The following is a 16173-nucleotide window of genomic DNA, read 5'->3' as shown; positions in this document are numbered from 1 at the left end:
GCCATGTTCATGTGTTATCCCCTGATGACAGGATTTCGGGGCGGGCCAAAACTGCGCCATCGCCCCGGCAGCGGAGGGAAGACACCATGGATTCCAGCGATGCTTTCGGCTTTTCCCGAAGAGGCGTGCTGATCGGCGGCAGCGCCGCAAGCGCCGTTCTGGTCCATGTCGGTCCTGCCCAGGCGGCGCCAGCCAGGGGCGATGTGCCCGTCACCATGCCCGTCTCGCTGGAGGTGAACGGCACGCGCCACGATCTGCAGCTCGATACGCGCACCACCCTGCTCGACGCGCTGCGCGAACATCTGCGCCTCACCGGCACCAAGAAGGGCTGCGACCATGGGCAGTGCGGCGCCTGCACGGTGATCGTCAATGGCGAGCGGATCAATTCCTGCCTCAGCCTCGCCCTCCAGCATCAGGGCGACAAGGTGACGACCATCGAGGGGCTCGGCACGCCTGAAAAACTCCATCCGATGCAGGCCGCCTTCATCGAGCATGACGGCTTCCAGTGCGGCTATTGCACGCCGGGGCAGATCTGTTCCGCCGTGGCGGTGCTGGGCGAGATCAAACGCGGCGTGCCCAGCCATGTGCAGGAGGACATCGTGGCCGCCCCCGCCCTCTCCAACCACGAATTGCGCGAGAGGATGAGCGGCAACATCTGCCGCTGCGGCGCCTATTCGAACATCATGGAAGCGATGCTGCAGGTCGGGGGGACAAGCGCATGAAGGCCTTCACCTATGAACGCGCCCAGAGCCCGGCACAGGCCGCCGCCGCCGTGGCGCGCAAGCCGGGCGCCAAATTTCTGGCGGGCGGCACCAATCTGCTCGACCTGATGAAGCTGCAGATCGAGACACCCACCCATCTGGTCGATGTGCAGGACCTGGCGCTCGACAAGATCGAGGAGACGCCGGAAGGCGGCCTGCGCATCGGCGCGCTGGTGCGCAACACGGCGCTGGCTTCGGACATGCGAGTGAGGCGCGATTACGGCGTGCTGACCAAGGCCATCGTGGCGGGCGCCTCGGGCCAGTTGCGCAACAAGGCGACCACGGCGGGCAATCTGCTCCAGCGCACGCGCTGCCCCTATTTCTATGACACCAACCAGCCCTGCAACAAGCGCCAGCCGGGCTCGGGCTGCGGGGCGATCGGCGGCGTGTCGCGCCAGTTGGGGGTGATCGGCGTGTCGGATGCCTGCATCGCCACCTATCCGGGCGATATGGCGGTCGCGCTGCGCCTGCTCGACGCCCATGTCGAGACGGTCGATCCGCAGGGCGCGGTGCGCTCGATCCCCATCGGCGAGTTCCATCGCCTGTGGGGCGATACGCCGCATCTCGAAACCAGCCTGAAGCGCGGTGAGTTGATCACCGCCGTCACCCTGCCCCGCCCCATCGGCGGACGGCATCTCTATCACAAGGTGCGCGACAGGGCCTCCTATGCCTTTGCGCTGGTCTCGGTGGCGGCGGTGATCCAGCCCGATGGCTCGGGCCGGGTGGCCTTTGGCGGGGTCGCCCCCCGGCCATGGCGCATCGAGGCGGCGGAAGAGGCAATGCCGCGCGGCGCGCAGGCGGTCACCGCCCAGGTCTTTGCCGAGGCCCGCCCGACGGCGGACAACCGTTTCAAACTGCAACTGGCCACCCGCACCCTTGCGGGCGTGATGGTGGAGGCGCGCTCATGAAGTTCGACACGCCAGCGGGCAAGAACCCCATCGACCAGTTGAAGGTCGTCGGCCGCGCCACATCGCGGATCGACGGCAGGCTGAAAACCACCGGCACCGCGCCCTATGCCTATGAACGGCACGATGTGGCGAAGAATCAGGCCTATGGCTTTGTCGTCGGCGCGGCCATCGCCAAGGGGCGCATCACGGCCATGGATGTGGCGGCGGCCAAGGCGGCGCCGGGCGTGCTGGCGGTGGTGACCACGCTCGATCATGCCGCGCCCTTGCCGCTTGGCATGATGAATGCGGCCCCTCTCTTTGGCGGCGATCAGGTGGTGCATTACCATCAGGCGATCGCCGTGGTGGTGGCCGACAGCTTCGAGCAGGCCCGCGCCGCCGCCGCCCTGATCCGCACCGATTACGCCCGCTCGCCGGGCCAGTTCGATCTGGCCGCCTCGGCCGATGCCGCGCCGCTGGTGCCCGGCGGCAATGGGCAGCCCGCGATCCACCGCGTCGGCAATTTCGACAGCGCCTTTGCCGCCGCGCCGGTGACCATCGACCGCCGCTACACCACCCCCGACGAGAGCCATGCGATGATGGAGCCCCATGCCACCATCGCATCATGGGAAGGCGAAAAGCTGACCGTCTGGACATCGAACCAGATGATCGCCTGGGGCAAGGGCAGTCTGGCCAAGACGCTGGGCATCAAGCCGGAGAATGTGCGGCTGGATTCGCCCTTTATCGGTGGCGGTTTCGGGGGGAAGCTGTTTATCCGCGCGGATGTGGTGCTGGCGGCCCTGGCGGCCAAGGCGGCACAAAGGCCGGTGAAGATCGCGCTGCCCCGGCCTTTCATGATGAACAACACCACCCATCGCCCCGCCACCATCCAGCGCGTGAAGCTGGGCGCGACGCGTGACGGACGGCTGACGGCGATCTCGCACAGTTCCATCAGCGGCAATCTGGCAGAGGGCAAGCCGGAATCGGCGGTCCAGCAGACCCAGCTTCTCTATGCCGCCCCCCATCGCGAGACCTTCATGAAGCTGGCCGCGCTGGACCTGCCCGAGGGCAATGCCATGCGCGCACCCGGCGAGGCGCCCGGCCTGATGGTGCTGGAAATGGCCATGGACGAAATGGCCGAAGCGCTGGGCATGGACCCGGTCGAGTTCCGCATCCTCAACGACACGCAGGTCGATCCCACCAAGCCGGAGCGCAAGTTCTCCCAGCGCCATCTGGTGGAATGCCTGCGCACCGGCGCGGAAAAATTCGGCTGGTCGAAGCGCAATCCCAAACCGGGGCAACAGCGCGAAGGGCGCTGGCTGATCGGCATGGGTGTCGCGGTGGGGTTCCGCAACAATCTGCTGACGAAATCGGCGGCGCGCATCCGGCTGGAGCGCAATGGACGGCTGACGGTGGAAACCGACATGACCGACATCGGCACCGGCACCTACACCATTCTGGCCCAGACCGCCGCCGAGATGATGGGGGTGCCGCTCGAAGCGGTGACCGTCCGGTTGGGCGACAGCGATTTTCCCGCCTCGGCCGGTTCGGGCGGGCAATGGGGGGCGAACAACTCCACCGCCGGCCTCTATGCCGCCTGCGTCAAGCTGCGCGCCATGGTGGCGCAGAAGCTGGGGCTGGGCGAGGAGGCGCATTTCGCCGATGGCATGGTCATCGCCGGAAACCAGCGCCTTCCGCTGGCGCAGGCCGCGCGGGATGGGGCGATCGCCGCCGAGGACATCATCGAATATGGCACGCTGGACAAGACCTATCAGCAATCGACCTTCGCCAGCCATTTCGTCGAGGTGGCGGTGGATGGCTATACCGGCGAGACGCGCATCCGCCGCATGCTGGCCGTGTGCGATGCGGGCCGCATCCTGAACCCCACCGCCGCGCGCAGCCAGGTGATCGGCGCCATGACCATGGGCGTCGGCGCGGCGCTGAGCGAGGAGCTGGCGGTGGACCCGCGTTTCGGCTTTTTCGTGAACCATGATCTGGCCGGTTACGAGGTGGCCGTCCATGCCGATGTGCCCCATCAGGAGGTGATCTTCCTCGATTATCCGGACGACAAATCCTCCCCCATGAAGGCCAAGGGCGTGGGCGAGCTGGGGCTGTGCGGCGTGGGCGCGGCCATTGCCAATGCGATCTACAACGCCACAGGCGTGCGGGTGCGCGATTATCCCATCACGCTGGACAAGCATCTCGATCATCTGCCGGTGATCGTTTGATGGCGGCGGACCTCTCCGCCAACGCTGGCGCGGGCCTCTCCGCCAGCCCCGGCGCGGTTTACACCGACTGGGTACTGCCCTTTCTGGACGAGGCCATGGCGCAGGGGCAGCGGGTCGCTCTGGTCACGCTGGTGGGTGTCAGCGGGTCTTCGCCGCGTCCCTTGGGCAGCCAGTTGGCCGTGCGTGAGGATGGCGCATCGGTGGGACTGATCAGCGGCGGCTGCGTCGAGCCGAGCCTTGTACTCGATGCCGTGCAGGCGATCAGGGACCGGCGCTGCCATCTGGAGCGCTATGGGCAGGGATCGCGCTTTATCGACCTGCGCCTGCCCTGCGGTTCGTCCATCGATGTCTATTTCGACACGGGGCTGACGCGGGATCTGGTGAGGGAGCTGATCGCGGCGCGCGCGCAACGTCGTCCGCTCACGCTGGCCATCGATACAAGGGCCCACCGCCACTGGCTGATGGAGGGGGAGCAGGCCGCGCCGGATGCGTTTCTGCGCCATTATACGCCATCGTGCCGGATCACCATCGCGGGCGCGGGGCATGTCATGGTGGCCCTGGCCAGCCTGTGCCGCCTTTGCGAGATCGACGTAGAACTGATCAGCACCGACCAACTGACCTGCCACCTGCTGGCGCAGCATGGATTTCAGCCGCAATCGGTCCATGCCTGGGCACAGGCCGGCTGGCACAGGCTCGACCGCTGGTCAGGGGCGGTGCTGCTCTCGCACGATCACGACGATGAGGCAGGCGTGCTGGCCGACATCCTGAGCACACCAGCCTTTTATGTCGGCGCTCTGGGATCGCGCCGTACCCATGCGCGGCGCCTCGACCTGCTGCGCCACATGGGTGTTGCCGAGGATGCGCTGGCCCGCATTCGCGGACCTGTCGGCCTGCCGATCGGAGCGATGACACCGCCCGAGATCGCGATCTCCATTCTGGCCGAAATCATCGCGCATTGGCGCGCTCTCCCCGCTGCGGGCGATGAGCATGCCGCACCGACTCTGGCGCGCATGGAGGCATGAGCCAGCCGGTGATGGTGGCCGTGCTGGGCGCTGGTGCGGGTGCGCGCATGGGCGGCGGCAAGCTGGATCGCGATCTGGGCGGACGACCGCTGGGGGCATGGGCGCTGGCAACGGCACAGAGTCTCGGGGCCATGGTCTGCTTCATCTCGGACGGTCGCCGGCCCGGCTGGGTCGGGCCGGACGTGGAGGTGGTGCATAATCCTCACGCAGCCTCGGGCATGGCCTCATCCTTGCGGCTTGCCGTGGACCGGGCGCAGGGATGTGATGCCGCGCGTTTGCTGATCATGCTGGCCGACATGCCCTTTGTCGAAGCGGCAACCTTGCGCATGCTGCTCGACCGGACGGCGGAGGATAGGGTGAGCGCATGCCGTTATCCCGATGGAAGGCTGGGGCCGCCAGCCTGTTTCGGGGCCGGGCGCATGGCGTCTCTGGCCGCGCTGACCGGCGATGTGGGTGCACGCCATCTGCTCAACCAGCCGGGGTTCGCCCTGGCGCTCTCCATCGATGCGGCAGAGTTGCAGGATATCGATACGCCGGAGGATTTGCGATTGGCACGCCTTCGCGCCGCATCGCGCATGGCCGGTATGCCGCCTTCCGGTCATTAGAGGCGCCCGGCATGCCCCAACAGCGAGGGCTAACGCTCGCTCACAGCGCCTAACGGGCTTTTTCGCAGGGCTTGCGGCACAAGCGGCTCAACGAAAAACACCCATCAGGAGTTGCAGCGATGAAATGGCAGGACCTCACCACCCGCGAGCTGGAAGCGATCGACCGGGCCACGCCGCTCTTCCTCTCCATCGGCGCGGTCGAGCAGCACGGGCCGCATCTGCCGCTGGCCACCGACTCCCTGATCGGCGCCTATTTCCTTGAGGAGCTGGACCGCAAGCTGGGTGACAAGGTGCTGATCCTGCCGCAGGTCAGCGTGGGCTGCTCGCACCACCATATGGATTTTTCGGGCACGCTCAGCGTCAGCCATGCGGCGTTTCAGGCCTATGTCGCCGCGATCCTGCATTCGGCGCTGGCGCATGGCTTCAAGAATGTGGTGCTGTTCAACAGCCATGCGGGCAATCAGGCGGTCGCCAATCTGATCGCCGAGGAGGTGGGCTCCACCCATCCCGGCTGCCGGATCGTGCTGGCGGGCTGGTGGCTGCTGGTAGGGCCCGAACTGCGCAAGTTGCGCGAGGGCGTCGTCGGACTGGACTCCCATGCCGGGGACCTCGAAACCTCGATCGTGCTTCACGCTGCCCCCGATGCGGTGCGCGAGATCGTGCCGGGCGCCCCGCTCTGCACCCACACCTTCGACTGGGCCAGCGGAGACCTGCTGAAGGGCGAGCGTGCCACGCTCTACCGCAGCATGCATGAGCGCACCTGCGGCAGCGGCGTCGCCGGAGACCCCACGCTGGCCACGGCGGCCAAGGGCGAGGCGATCACGGGCTATGTGATCGAGGCGCTGGCCGACATCGTCACCGATCTGACCGGGGCGGAGTAACCCCCAGCTCCCCCCGCGACGGGCGTCGACATGCCCCCCCTCCCGCGACGCCCGTCGATCCCTGCCCCCTGCCCCTGGCCATCGGCGCAAAAGCGAGCCCTGGCGGCAGGGGGCCTTTCTTCATCCCGACGCGTAACCCCAAGCCCCGCCCGCTATGGCAAGGAGACGATGATGCCGACAGTTGCCGATCAGATGGTCGAAGCCCTTGCCGTGGCCGGCGTGCGCCGGATCTATGGAATCGTGGGCGACAGCCTGAATGGCCTCACCGAAGCGCTGCGCCGCAAGGGCGGGATCGACTGGCTGCATGTCCGCCATGAGGAAACCGCAGCCTTCGCCGCCGCCGGAGAGGCGCATGCCACCGAAAGGCTGGCGGTCTGCGCGGGGTCTTGCGGGCCGGGCAATCTGCATCTGATCAACGGGCTGTTCGATGCCCATCGCTCGCGCCTGCCGGTGGTGGCGATCGCGGCGCATATTCCCTCGGCGGAAATCGGATCGGGCTATTTTCAGGAAACCCGCCCCGAAGAGCTGTTCCGCGCCTGCTCCTCCTATTGCGAGCTGATCTCCGACCCGGCGCAGATGCCGCGCGCCATCGAAAGCGCGATCCGCCGCGCCGTGGCCGAACGCTGCGTCGCGGTGCTGGTCGTGCCCGGCGATGTGTTCCTGAAACCGGCAACGGCGGCACCTGTGCCTCAGCCTGTGTCGCTCAGCCTGCCGCGCCCCATCGTGGTGCCGCCCGAGGAAGCGCTCGATCAACTCGCCACGCTGCTCAACGATGCCGAGCGGGTGACCCTGCTGTGCGGCGGCGGCGTGGTGGGCGCGCATCGCGAGGTGGTGGCGCTGGCCGAAAGGCTGCAGGCGCCCATCGTCCACACCTTGCGCGGCAAGGAGCATATCGAATGGGCCAACCCTTACGATGTGGGGATGACCGGGCTGATCGGCTTTGCCTCGGGCTATCACGCCATGGGGAGCTGCGATGTTCTGCTGATGCTGGGCACCGATTTCCCCTATCGCCAGTTCTATCCGCAGGATGCCCGCATCGCCCAGATCGACCTGCGGCCCGAGGCGATCGGTCGGCGCGCGCCGATCGAGCTGGGGTTGGTCGGCGATGTGAAGCATACGGTGAGCGCGCTGCTGCCCAAACTGAGCCGGGACCGCCGCGAGGACCATCTGCGCGCCGCTCTGACCCATTACGAGGCCAGCCGCGCCGCGCTGGACCGGCAGGCGACGGGCAAGGCGGGCGGACGACTGCACCCCCAGCATGTGGTCGACGAACTGAGCCGTCAGGCCGCAGGCGACGCGATCTTCACCGCCGATGTCGGCCTGCCCACGGTGTGGAGCGCGCGCCATCTGGCGATGAACGGCCATCGCCGTCTGATCGGCTCCTTCTGGCATGGCTCGATGGCCAATGCGATGCCTCAGGCGATCGGCGCTCAGGCAGCCTTTCCCGAGCGGCAGGTCATTTCGCTGTCGGGCGACGGCGGCTTTACCATGCTGATGGGCGATCTGCTGACGCTCAAGCAGTTGAATTTGCCGGTCAAGGTGCTGATTTTCAACAATGGCTCGTTGGGCTTTATCGAGCTGGAGCAGAAATCATCGGGCTATCTGGAATTTGGCACCACGCTCGACAATCCGGACTTTGCCGCGCTGGCACAGGCCGTGGGGATCAAGGGCATTCCTATCGCGGATCCCGCCGCGCTGGAACAGGGCATTGCCGAGGCGCTGGCGCATGACGGGCCGGTGGTGATCGATGCGCAGGTCGAGCGGATGGAGCTGGCCATGCCGCCGCGCATCACCGCCGAAATGACCAAGGGCTTCACCGCCTATATGCTCAAGGCCGTGCTGAACGGCAGGGGCGACGAGCTGGTCGAACTGGCCGCCGCCAATCTGCTGCGCTAGGCCCCCTCAATCGAGGCGGAATTTCAGGAGCAAGGTGCGCTGCTTCTTCTCGAAATTATCGTCGGCGATGATGTAGAGTACCACGCGCCCGCCTTCTTTGCGGACGGCCATGCCCTCGAAATTGTCCGTCACGATGGGGGGCTTGAACTCGGCCAGCCGGTGGATGGAGGCACGATCCGCGTTCAGATCGAGGGCATCGAGCTCGACCTGAAAGCCCTCGGCCTCGCTCCAGCTCCGCCGCAGCATCAGGAAGTGATGCGGGTCGATCATCGCAAGCTCGCTGGGGCGCCGGGCGCCGGGCGCGGGAATGCCGATTTCGACCGGATCGGCGGGATGGACGCGCCCGGCGATCCCTGGCCTGAACAGCAGGGCACTGGCCTGCCCGTCCAGCGTCTTCAGACCTTCCGAGATCAGCAGGCTGACCTGCCGATTGCCCGCCATGGCCTCGACGCCCAGATTGTCCGGCTGCCGCGCGAACCATCCGGGGGCTGTCGTCATGGGGACGGGCTTGCCGACTGGCAGGCCCTCGCGCAGGCGATAGGTCCAGATCCGGTCATGGCGTTCGAAACCGAAGCTGATGCTGGCATCCCCCCGGCGCCCATGCAGGAGGTTCACCTCCATGGATTCCGTATCGGTTTCCTGCTTTCCGGTCAGCACCTTGCCGTCAGGCCCGCGCAGGAAGGTCCGGCTCACCGCGCCCATGCCGATCAGCCGCCCATGCCTTTCGCGCGGCTGCATCGCATAGAAGGCGGCGCCCTCGTCGCTCATGGCCAGCAGACGCCCCCGATACCAGCGCAGCGCGGACAGGCCCCCGAAATGCGGATCGGATGAGCGCAGCGCCACCCCGCCCAGAAAGCGCAGACGGCCCAACTGCTGCTGACCGGCATCCGCTGCATTCAAGCTGACCGGCGTTGCGTGAACGTGGATCCTGGGCGATCCGGCCTCGACATGCCCGGCAGGCAGCAGGGCCGCCGCCGCGATCAGCCAGATCATTCCTCGCTTCACAATCAACCTCACCATGGGAGCGTTACCGGTCGCCCTTTAGCGGGTTCAGCGGGAAGGTAAAACGTTTTACCAACGATCCGTCACGCCGGACGCTGGTCGCCCGGAAAACTCGAACCCCGCACGATCAACTCAACATCGATGGCCGTGCTGCGGTTGGCGCGCTGGGGCTCCTCGATGCGCTCGATCATCATACGCACAGCCTCGCTGCCGATGGCATCCAGCGGCTGGCGCACCGTGGTCAGCTTGGGCCGGATCAACGTGGCGATCGGCATATCATCGTGGCCAATCACCGCGACATCGCCCGGCACCGACAGTCCATGATCCAGCGCCAACTGGATGCAGGCGGCCGCCATCACATCGTCGCAGCAGACGATCACATCCACCTCATTGCGCAAGATCGCCTCACGCGCGGCCTCGTTGAGGTCCTGATGGAAAGGCTGGAACACCTCCCACACCACCTCCTCGCCCTGCGCCAGACTGGCGATAAATTCCGCGCGGCGCAGCTTGGCGGCGAAAATCGACAAAGGCCCCGACAGCATGCCGATCCGCTTATAGCCGCAGGCCGCGACATGGCCCGCCACCAGAGCGCTGCTCATGCGGTAATTGGCCGCGATGCTGTCGCGCCCGATATGGTTGTCATCGATGACCACCACCGGCGCGCCCAGCCGGTTGCGCGCCAGCACATCCTCGCCCGTGGCCGGGCACCACAGAATGCCGTCGACATCGTGGCGGGCGATCTGCTCGATGCAGGCCAGTTCGGCCTCGCCATCCTGCGTGTCGACCAGCAGCAGCGCATAGCCGGCCGCCCGCGCTGCATTGGCCACGGCGCGGGCCAGACGAGGATAGAAAGGATTGGTCAGATCGGGGGTGATAAAGGCCATCTGCCGCGTGCGACCGGTGCGCGTGGCCTGCGCGGCGACATTGGGGCGATAGCCCAGTTCCCTGGCGGCGGCCAGCACCCGCTCGCGCACATCGGCGCCCACACCGCGCACATCATTGAGGGCGTTGGAGACCGTCGCGGTGGACACACCCGCCTTTTTTGCCACATCCCTGATCGTCAAACGCCGCGTTTGTTCCACGCTCACCTCAATTCATCCCGGCCTGTCGCCGGGCGGCAGGACTCGCTACACGGATTCGACGCTTGACGATATGCCGGCTTTCGTCTGGAACGACACCGCCAGGACACCATGAGCACATCCAACGAAACCATCTGCCAGACTGCCATTCCCAGTCGGCAGCCCGTCGGCCCGGCTTTCGGGCCAGTTCTTGGAATCGCCTTATCGTCCTTTGCCTATTTCTTTTTCCTCGGCACGGCCACGCCTTATTTTTCACTGTGGCTGGCGCAAAAGGGGCTGCAAAGCAACTGGATCGCCGCCATCGCCACCGCTTTGCTGATCGGGGCGACGATCGGTCAGGCGCTGCTGCCCTATGCGGCGCTGCGGATCGGCAGGACGCCCGCCTTGCTGGTCACGACGCTCGGCGGGCTGGGCTGCACGGCGGCGCTGATGCTGGCGCCCTCGCCCGGCGCTCTGCTGGGCATCGCGCTGACAGGAGCACTGTTCACCGGCGCGGCCATCCCCCTGATCGATGCCATCGCGCTGGAGAAGGCCAGCCCATGGTACGGCAGGATCAGAGCCACAGGCTCGGCGGGCTTTGCCATGGCGACGCTTGGCGTGGGCTGGCTGATCGACAGGATCGGTGTGGCCTGCGTGGTGCCGGTCGAACTGGCCGCCTTGCTGGGCCTGCTGGCGGGGGCGCTGCTGACCGCCCTGCCCTTGTCCCTTGCGCCCACCCAGCCAGCGCCGCGCGTCAGCACCGGCAGCGCCAGCCCCTTGCGCAGCGCCGGCCTGTGGGCGGTGATGCTGTCGGTGGCGCTGATCAATGCGGGGCATGCCTATTACTACACCTTCAGCAATCTGCACTGGTCGCGGGATCTGGGCTATTCCTCGGCCACGCTGGGCCTGCTGTGGGCCACGGGCGTGGCGGCGGAAATCAGTGTTTTTTCAGGCTTCAGCCAATCCGGAGACACCAGCGGCGCCCGCCGCCTGATCCTGCTGGGTGCGGGCGGCGGTCTGATCCGCTGGAGCATCACCGCCTTCGATCCGCCACTGGCGCTGCTCTTTGCCCTGCAACTGCTGCACGGGCTGAGCTTTGCCGCCACCCTGCTGGGGGGCTTGCGCATGGTGAAGGCCATGGTGCCCGATGATGTGGCGCCCCTGGCCATCGGCGTCTTTGCCGCTCTGGTGCATGGCGTGGTGATCGGGCTGGTCACGGCTTTGCTGGGCCTGCCCTTTGCCCGCGATCCGGCGGTCGCCTATCTCCTGATGGCGGGCCTGTGCGGCGCTGGCGGGGGCGGGGCGCTGATGCTGCGGCGGTTCAGGGCGCCCGCATAAATCGGGCGCACCCTGGCCGCCAGAGACGCCAGATAGGTTTTCAGGAAGCGGTCCTGATCGATGCCGGTCACGACCCTTGCCGTGCCCAGCCCCCGCTCCGGCACCTGATCCGAGCCGACCGGCCATGTCCGCGTGCGGCCATAGGTCGGGCCATGGCTCAGATCGACCTGCACCACCGCCTGAACCGAACTGGTGACGATCGCCGGGTCCACCATGATGGCCGCGCCCAGTTCCGACCACAGTGGCATATCCATACCCGCATTGGCGGCGGCATAGCGCGCGGCGGGCGTGTCGATGGCCTTGATCCTCTCGAGCAGGGCGAGCGTCATCAGCGTGCGGTTGGCTGCCTCGCCGATCAGCAGCAGTTGTGCCCATGGCGCGCGCAGCACGATATCCGCCGCCTCGGGATCGTAGAGGATGTTGAACTCCACCGGGCGTGATCCATCGTCATGATCGCTGGCCGCATTGCTGCCCTGAATGACGATACCCTTGGCAAGTCTGGAAAATTCCGGATCGAGCCGGATCGCCAGAGCGATGTTGGTCAGCGGCCCCTCGGCATAGATCGTCACCTGATGGGGCTGCGCATGGACGGCTGCAATCAGCGTCGCCGAGGCGGTCATGGCGGAGGCTGTCAGGCGGGGCATGCCTTCCCTAGGAGGAATAATCGCCCATGGATCGTCAGGGTGAGCATCCGCCTGCACGCTGGGGGCGTTCCAGGAACCGCTCCAGGGGATGGCGCCGAAACGCTGCTGCCACAGGCGATGACGCTCGGCACTGTTGACCAGCGGGAAGGCCGCGCCCCTGGCCACGGGCAGCGCCCCCGCACCAACGATCTCAAGAAAGCGCAGCACCGACACCGTCCCCTCATCGCGCCAGAAATCGCCGCTGACGGTGGTGAGCGCCAACAGGCGATGCGACGGGCTGGTCAGCAGCGGCATCAGCGAGGGCTGGGCGACATAGCCGCCATCGGTGACGCTCCAGTCATTGTCGTAGATGACCGGCTGCTCGGGCGCGGCTTTGGCCAGCGCCGGTCCGGCGGAAAGAGCCAACAGCAGGATTGGCGCAAAAAGCCCGCGCACGGTGTTTCCTCTCTTCCATGCCGCATCTGTTGGCCGAATCTGTTGCGGGCGAGCCTTGAGGGCGGAGGGATGCCCCTCTTGCCCAAGGCCCCGCCCCGGCAGCGATATCTATGACCGCTTTGCCTGATTTATGTAAAACGTTTTTTCAAAAATTTTCGAGTCCGCAAAAAAATTTGGCGCGAAATCATGGATCATCTGCGCAACGGAAGAAGAGATCCCGCAACTGTCATCATCGTGAAACCTTGTTGACTAAAACGTTTTATCAAGTCACCGTGCTGAGCGACCAACCGGGTGGGCCATGCCCGCCCGGCAGACGTCAGGCTGCATCGAGGCCAAGACGTTGAGGTAAAGCCCCCGGGGCGGCGGCAGGTGGTTCGATCAAGTATGTGGGGAAACCGGATGAACTATCGTGTCGTGTTAACGGCCTCGGCTGCGGCCCTGGCCATCGGACTCTGCGGCCATGCCTCGGCCCAAAACGTGCCCGCCGAAACGCAGGCCCAGCCCGAGATTCTGGTGACGGGGTCGCGCATCAAGGCACCCAACCTTACCAGCACCAGCCCGCTGCTCTCGCTCTCCGACAAGGATGTGGCGGTGCGCGGCACCACCAACATCGAGAATCTGCTCAACACGCTGCCTCAGGTCTCGGCCAGCAACAGCAGTGCGCAGTCGACCTTCGGCACGCCGGGCATCGCCACGGTCAATCTGCGCAATCTGGGCCCGGCCCGCACGCAGGTGATGATCGACGGGCGCCGCCTGATGCCGGGCGACCCGGTCGCGCCCTATGCCGACCTCAACTTCATCCCCGCCGCGCTGATTTCCTCTGTCGAGGTGCTGACCGGCGGCGCCTCGACGGCCTATGGCTCCGACGCGGTGGCGGGCGTGGTCAACTTCAAGATGAAGCGCAATCTGAAGGGCTTTCTGGTCGATTACCAGTTTTCCGCCGATCAGCATGACAACAACAACGCCGCCGCCCAGCAGAAATTGCGCGATTTCGGCGTGAAGGTTCCGGGCAACAAGTTCGACGGCTTCACCCATAACGCCACCATCGCCTTTGGCGCCAACACGGCGGATGGGCGCGGCAACATCACCGCCTATGTCGGCTATCGCCACACCGACCCGGTTGGGGATGCCGACCGCGATTTTGCCGCCTGCAACTATGGCACCACCACCGTCTCGCAGCCGTTCGACACCCATGCCTGCTCGGGCTCCAGCACCAGCGCCTATGGCCGGTTCCGCACCGGCGGCACGGGCAGTGGTCTGGCCGCCAATCCCAACGGCACGGCCAGCTTCGTGCCCTACACCGGATCGCTGGCCTACAATTCGGCCGAGACTGTCTATCTCCAGCGCGCCGACGAGCGTTACACCGCAGGCGCTTTCGCCCATTACGCCTTCAGCCCGGCCTTCGAAGCCTATGCCGATGTGATGTTCATGGATGACACCAACCGCGCGCAACTGGCGCCCGGCGGCATCGTCTCCAGCAGCACCTACACCATCAATTGCGACAATCCGCTGCTGACCGCCGCCCAGGCCGGGCAATTGTGCGGCGCCAATGCCGGGCGCGCCGGTTCCTCGTGGAGCGGCACCATCGGCAAGCGCGTCGTGGTGCCGGGGCGCGAGCGTTACTACAGCATCCGCCACACCGACTATCGCCTGCTCGGCGGCGCCAAGGGACAGCTTGGCGGCGGCTGGAGCTACGATGCCTATGTGCAATATGGCATCGTCGATTATCACAACACCGCAACCAACGACATTTCGGTCTCGCGCGTGCAGGATGCGCTGCAGGTCCGCAACGTGAATGGCACGGCGAGCTGCATTTCCGGGAATGCCGGATGCGCGCCGCTCAACATTTTCCAGCTTGGCCAGATCAGCACCGCAGCGGCGGATTACATCTTCGCCAGCGGCAGCCAGAACGGCACGGTGACGCAGACCGTGCTCAGCGGCACGATCAACGGCGATCTGGGCCGCATGGGCCTGCAGAGCCCGCTGGCCCAGCATCCGATCTCACTGGCGATCGGCGGGGAATACCGGCGCGACAGCGTCTCGCTGCAGGTCAGCCCCAATTTCCTGAGCGGCGATCTGGCGGGTTTCGGCATCGTCTCGCCCACTTCGGGCAGCACCCATGTTGCCGAGGCCTTTGTCGAGACGCTGATCCCGCTCGCCAGCGACAGGCCGCTGCTGCATGATCTCTCGCTCGATCTCGCCTATCGCTATTCGCATTACAATTTCGCGGGCGGGGCCAGCACCTATAAGGCGACGCTCTCCTACGCGCCCTCGCGCGATGTGATGTTCCGGGGCGGCTACAACCGCGCGGTGCGCGCGCCCAATGTGCAGGAGCTGTTCGCCGCGACCAGCCGCTCGACGGTCTCGGTCACCGATAGCTGCGCAGGGAACGCCCCCACCGCCTCGCTGGCGCAATGCGCCAACACCGGGGTGACGGCGGCGCAATATGGGCGGATCGCCGATTGCACCTCCAACTTCTGCAGCGCGCTGGTCGGCGGCAATCTGGCACTCAAGCCCGAGACCGCCGACACCTTCACCGCCGGCATGGTGCTGACCCCGCGCAGCATTCCGGGCCTGTCGCTCTCGCTCGACTATTACGACATCAAGGTCAACAATCTGATCGGCACGGTTCCCGCCGCGCTGGCCTTCTCGCAGTGCCTGACGAATGGCTCGCCCTTCTATTGCAGCTTCATCAAGCGCGATGCCACGGGCAGTCTGGCCACGACGGGCGGCTATATCGTCAACACCAATGTCAACACCGGCTTCCTGCATACGGCGGGGCTGGATGTTGCGGCGGCCTATCGCCTCGATCTCGACCGGCTCGGCGCCCGCCATCTGGGCGCGCTGGCCCTGAGCATGAACGGCACCTGGAACCGCAAGCAGCAGGTCTCTCCCCTGCCCGGCCAGCCCTCCTATGATTGCGCGGGCCTCTATGGCCCGACCTGCGGCGTGCCCACCCCGACATGGCGCCACAATGCCCGCCTGAGCTGGGAAACGCCATGGCAGGCCACGCTGTCGCTGAGCTGGCGCTACATCGGCTCCAGCACGGTGGACATCAATGCTGGCAATCCGGCCTTCAGCGGGGTGACGGCGGGCGCGAAGGATCTGGCCGATGCGCGCATCGCGGCCTACAGCTATTTCGATCTGGCGGCCTCCGTGCCGGTGATGCGGCGCTTCACCCTGCGCATGGGCGTGACCAATCTGTTCGACAAGGACTCGCCGCTGCTCGATTCCAACAACCTTGGCGTCGCCTCGCAATATGGCAATGCCAACACCTTCCCCGGCCTGTATGATGTGCTGGGCCGCACGCTGTTCGCGGGGCTGACGGCGAAATTCTGATCGGGAGCAAACTGACCTGCCCGCATGCACCTATCATTGTCCCGGATCCTGCATCTCCCTATGCGGCATCTTTCGGCTTA

General features: G+C 66.2%; 12 protein-coding genes. 9 read left to right on the top strand and 3 right to left on the bottom strand.

Going from position 1 to position 16173, the window contains the following annotated elements; translation table 11 throughout:
• Nucleotides 1-86: 86 nt before the first annotated feature.
• The 7 genes from paoA (at nt 87) to poxB (ending at nt 8277) form a co-directional block, all read left to right on the top strand.
• A complete protein-coding gene (gene paoA, locus ABDW49_RS21745) occupies nt 87-722 on the top strand; it encodes an aldehyde dehydrogenase iron-sulfur subunit PaoA (RefSeq protein WP_343615178.1) in 636 nt (211 codons plus the stop codon).
• Nucleotides 719-1669, top strand: a complete 951-nt coding sequence (locus ABDW49_RS21740) for a xanthine dehydrogenase family protein subunit M (protein WP_343615177.1) — start codon at nt 719-721, stop codon at nt 1667-1669. Before paoA ends, ABDW49_RS21740 begins: the two co-directional genes overlap by 4 nt.
• Nucleotides 1666-3873: an aldehyde oxidoreductase molybdenum-binding subunit PaoC gene (gene paoC / locus ABDW49_RS21735; RefSeq protein ID WP_343615176.1), complete on the top strand. Its 2208-nt coding sequence runs from the start codon at nt 1666-1668 to the stop codon at nt 3871-3873. Before ABDW49_RS21740 ends, paoC begins: the two co-directional genes overlap by 4 nt.
• Nucleotides 3873-4895, top strand: coding sequence for an XdhC family protein (locus ABDW49_RS21730; protein WP_343615175.1), 1023 nt, complete (start codon nt 3873-3875; stop codon nt 4893-4895). Before paoC ends, ABDW49_RS21730 begins: the two co-directional genes overlap by 1 nt.
• On the top strand, nt 4892-5500 hold the full coding sequence (locus ABDW49_RS21725) for a nucleotidyltransferase family protein (protein ID WP_343615173.1): 609 nt from the start codon (nt 4892-4894) through the stop codon (nt 5498-5500). Before ABDW49_RS21730 ends, ABDW49_RS21725 begins: the two co-directional genes overlap by 4 nt.
• A 119-nt stretch (nt 5501-5619) precedes the next feature.
• Complete coding sequence (locus tag ABDW49_RS21720) at nt 5620-6381, top strand: creatininase family protein (protein WP_343615171.1); 762 nt, start codon at nt 5620-5622, stop codon at nt 6379-6381.
• Between the two features lie 171 nt (nt 6382-6552).
• Nucleotides 6553-8277 carry a ubiquinone-dependent pyruvate dehydrogenase gene (poxB, locus tag ABDW49_RS21715; protein ID WP_343617351.1) on the top strand — a complete coding sequence of 575 codons (1725 nt, stop codon included), beginning with the start codon at nt 6553-6555 and terminating at the stop codon, nt 8275-8277.
• 6 nt (nt 8278-8283) lie between these two features.
• Here the strand turns inward: poxB and ABDW49_RS21710 are convergent, their stop codons facing one another.
• Together ABDW49_RS21710 and ABDW49_RS21705 are read right to left on the bottom strand one after the other, a co-directional pair.
• Nucleotides 8284-9270, bottom strand: a complete 987-nt coding sequence (locus ABDW49_RS21710) for an esterase-like activity of phytase family protein (protein ID WP_343615169.1) — start codon at nt 9268-9270, stop codon at nt 8284-8286.
• Nucleotides 9271-9362: 92 nt separating this feature from the next.
• Nucleotides 9363-10367 carry a LacI family DNA-binding transcriptional regulator gene (locus ABDW49_RS21705; RefSeq protein WP_343615167.1) on the bottom strand — a complete coding sequence of 335 codons (1005 nt, stop codon included), beginning with the start codon at nt 10365-10367 and terminating at the stop codon, nt 9363-9365.
• 102 nt (nt 10368-10469) lie between these two features.
• Between ABDW49_RS21705 and ABDW49_RS21700 the strand changes: the two genes are divergently transcribed.
• Nucleotides 10470-11675: an MFS transporter gene (locus ABDW49_RS21700; RefSeq protein WP_343615166.1), complete on the top strand. Its 1206-nt coding sequence runs from the start codon at nt 10470-10472 to the stop codon at nt 11673-11675.
• Here the strand turns inward: ABDW49_RS21700 and ABDW49_RS21695 are convergent.
• On the bottom strand, nt 11597-12754 hold the full coding sequence (locus tag ABDW49_RS21695; protein WP_343615165.1) for a nucleoside hydrolase: 1158 nt from the start codon (nt 12752-12754) through the stop codon (nt 11597-11599). The genes ABDW49_RS21700 and ABDW49_RS21695 overlap by 79 nt on opposite strands.
• A gap of 399 nt (nt 12755-13153) precedes the next feature.
• Here ABDW49_RS21695 and ABDW49_RS21690 point away from each other — a divergent pair, with 399 nt between their 5' ends.
• Nucleotides 13154-16093 carry a TonB-dependent receptor gene (locus tag ABDW49_RS21690; RefSeq protein ID WP_343615164.1) on the top strand — a complete coding sequence of 980 codons (2940 nt, stop codon included), beginning with the start codon at nt 13154-13156 and terminating at the stop codon, nt 16091-16093.
• Nucleotides 16094-16173 lie beyond the last annotated feature (80 nt).

The sequence above is a fragment of the Novosphingobium sp. genome (assembly GCF_039595395.1).
In the GTDB taxonomy this organism is placed as follows: Bacteria; Pseudomonadota; Alphaproteobacteria; order Sphingomonadales; family Sphingomonadaceae; genus Novosphingobium.
Note: the sequence above shows the minus strand (reverse complement) of the source record. Positions and strands in the feature narration are given on the sequence as shown.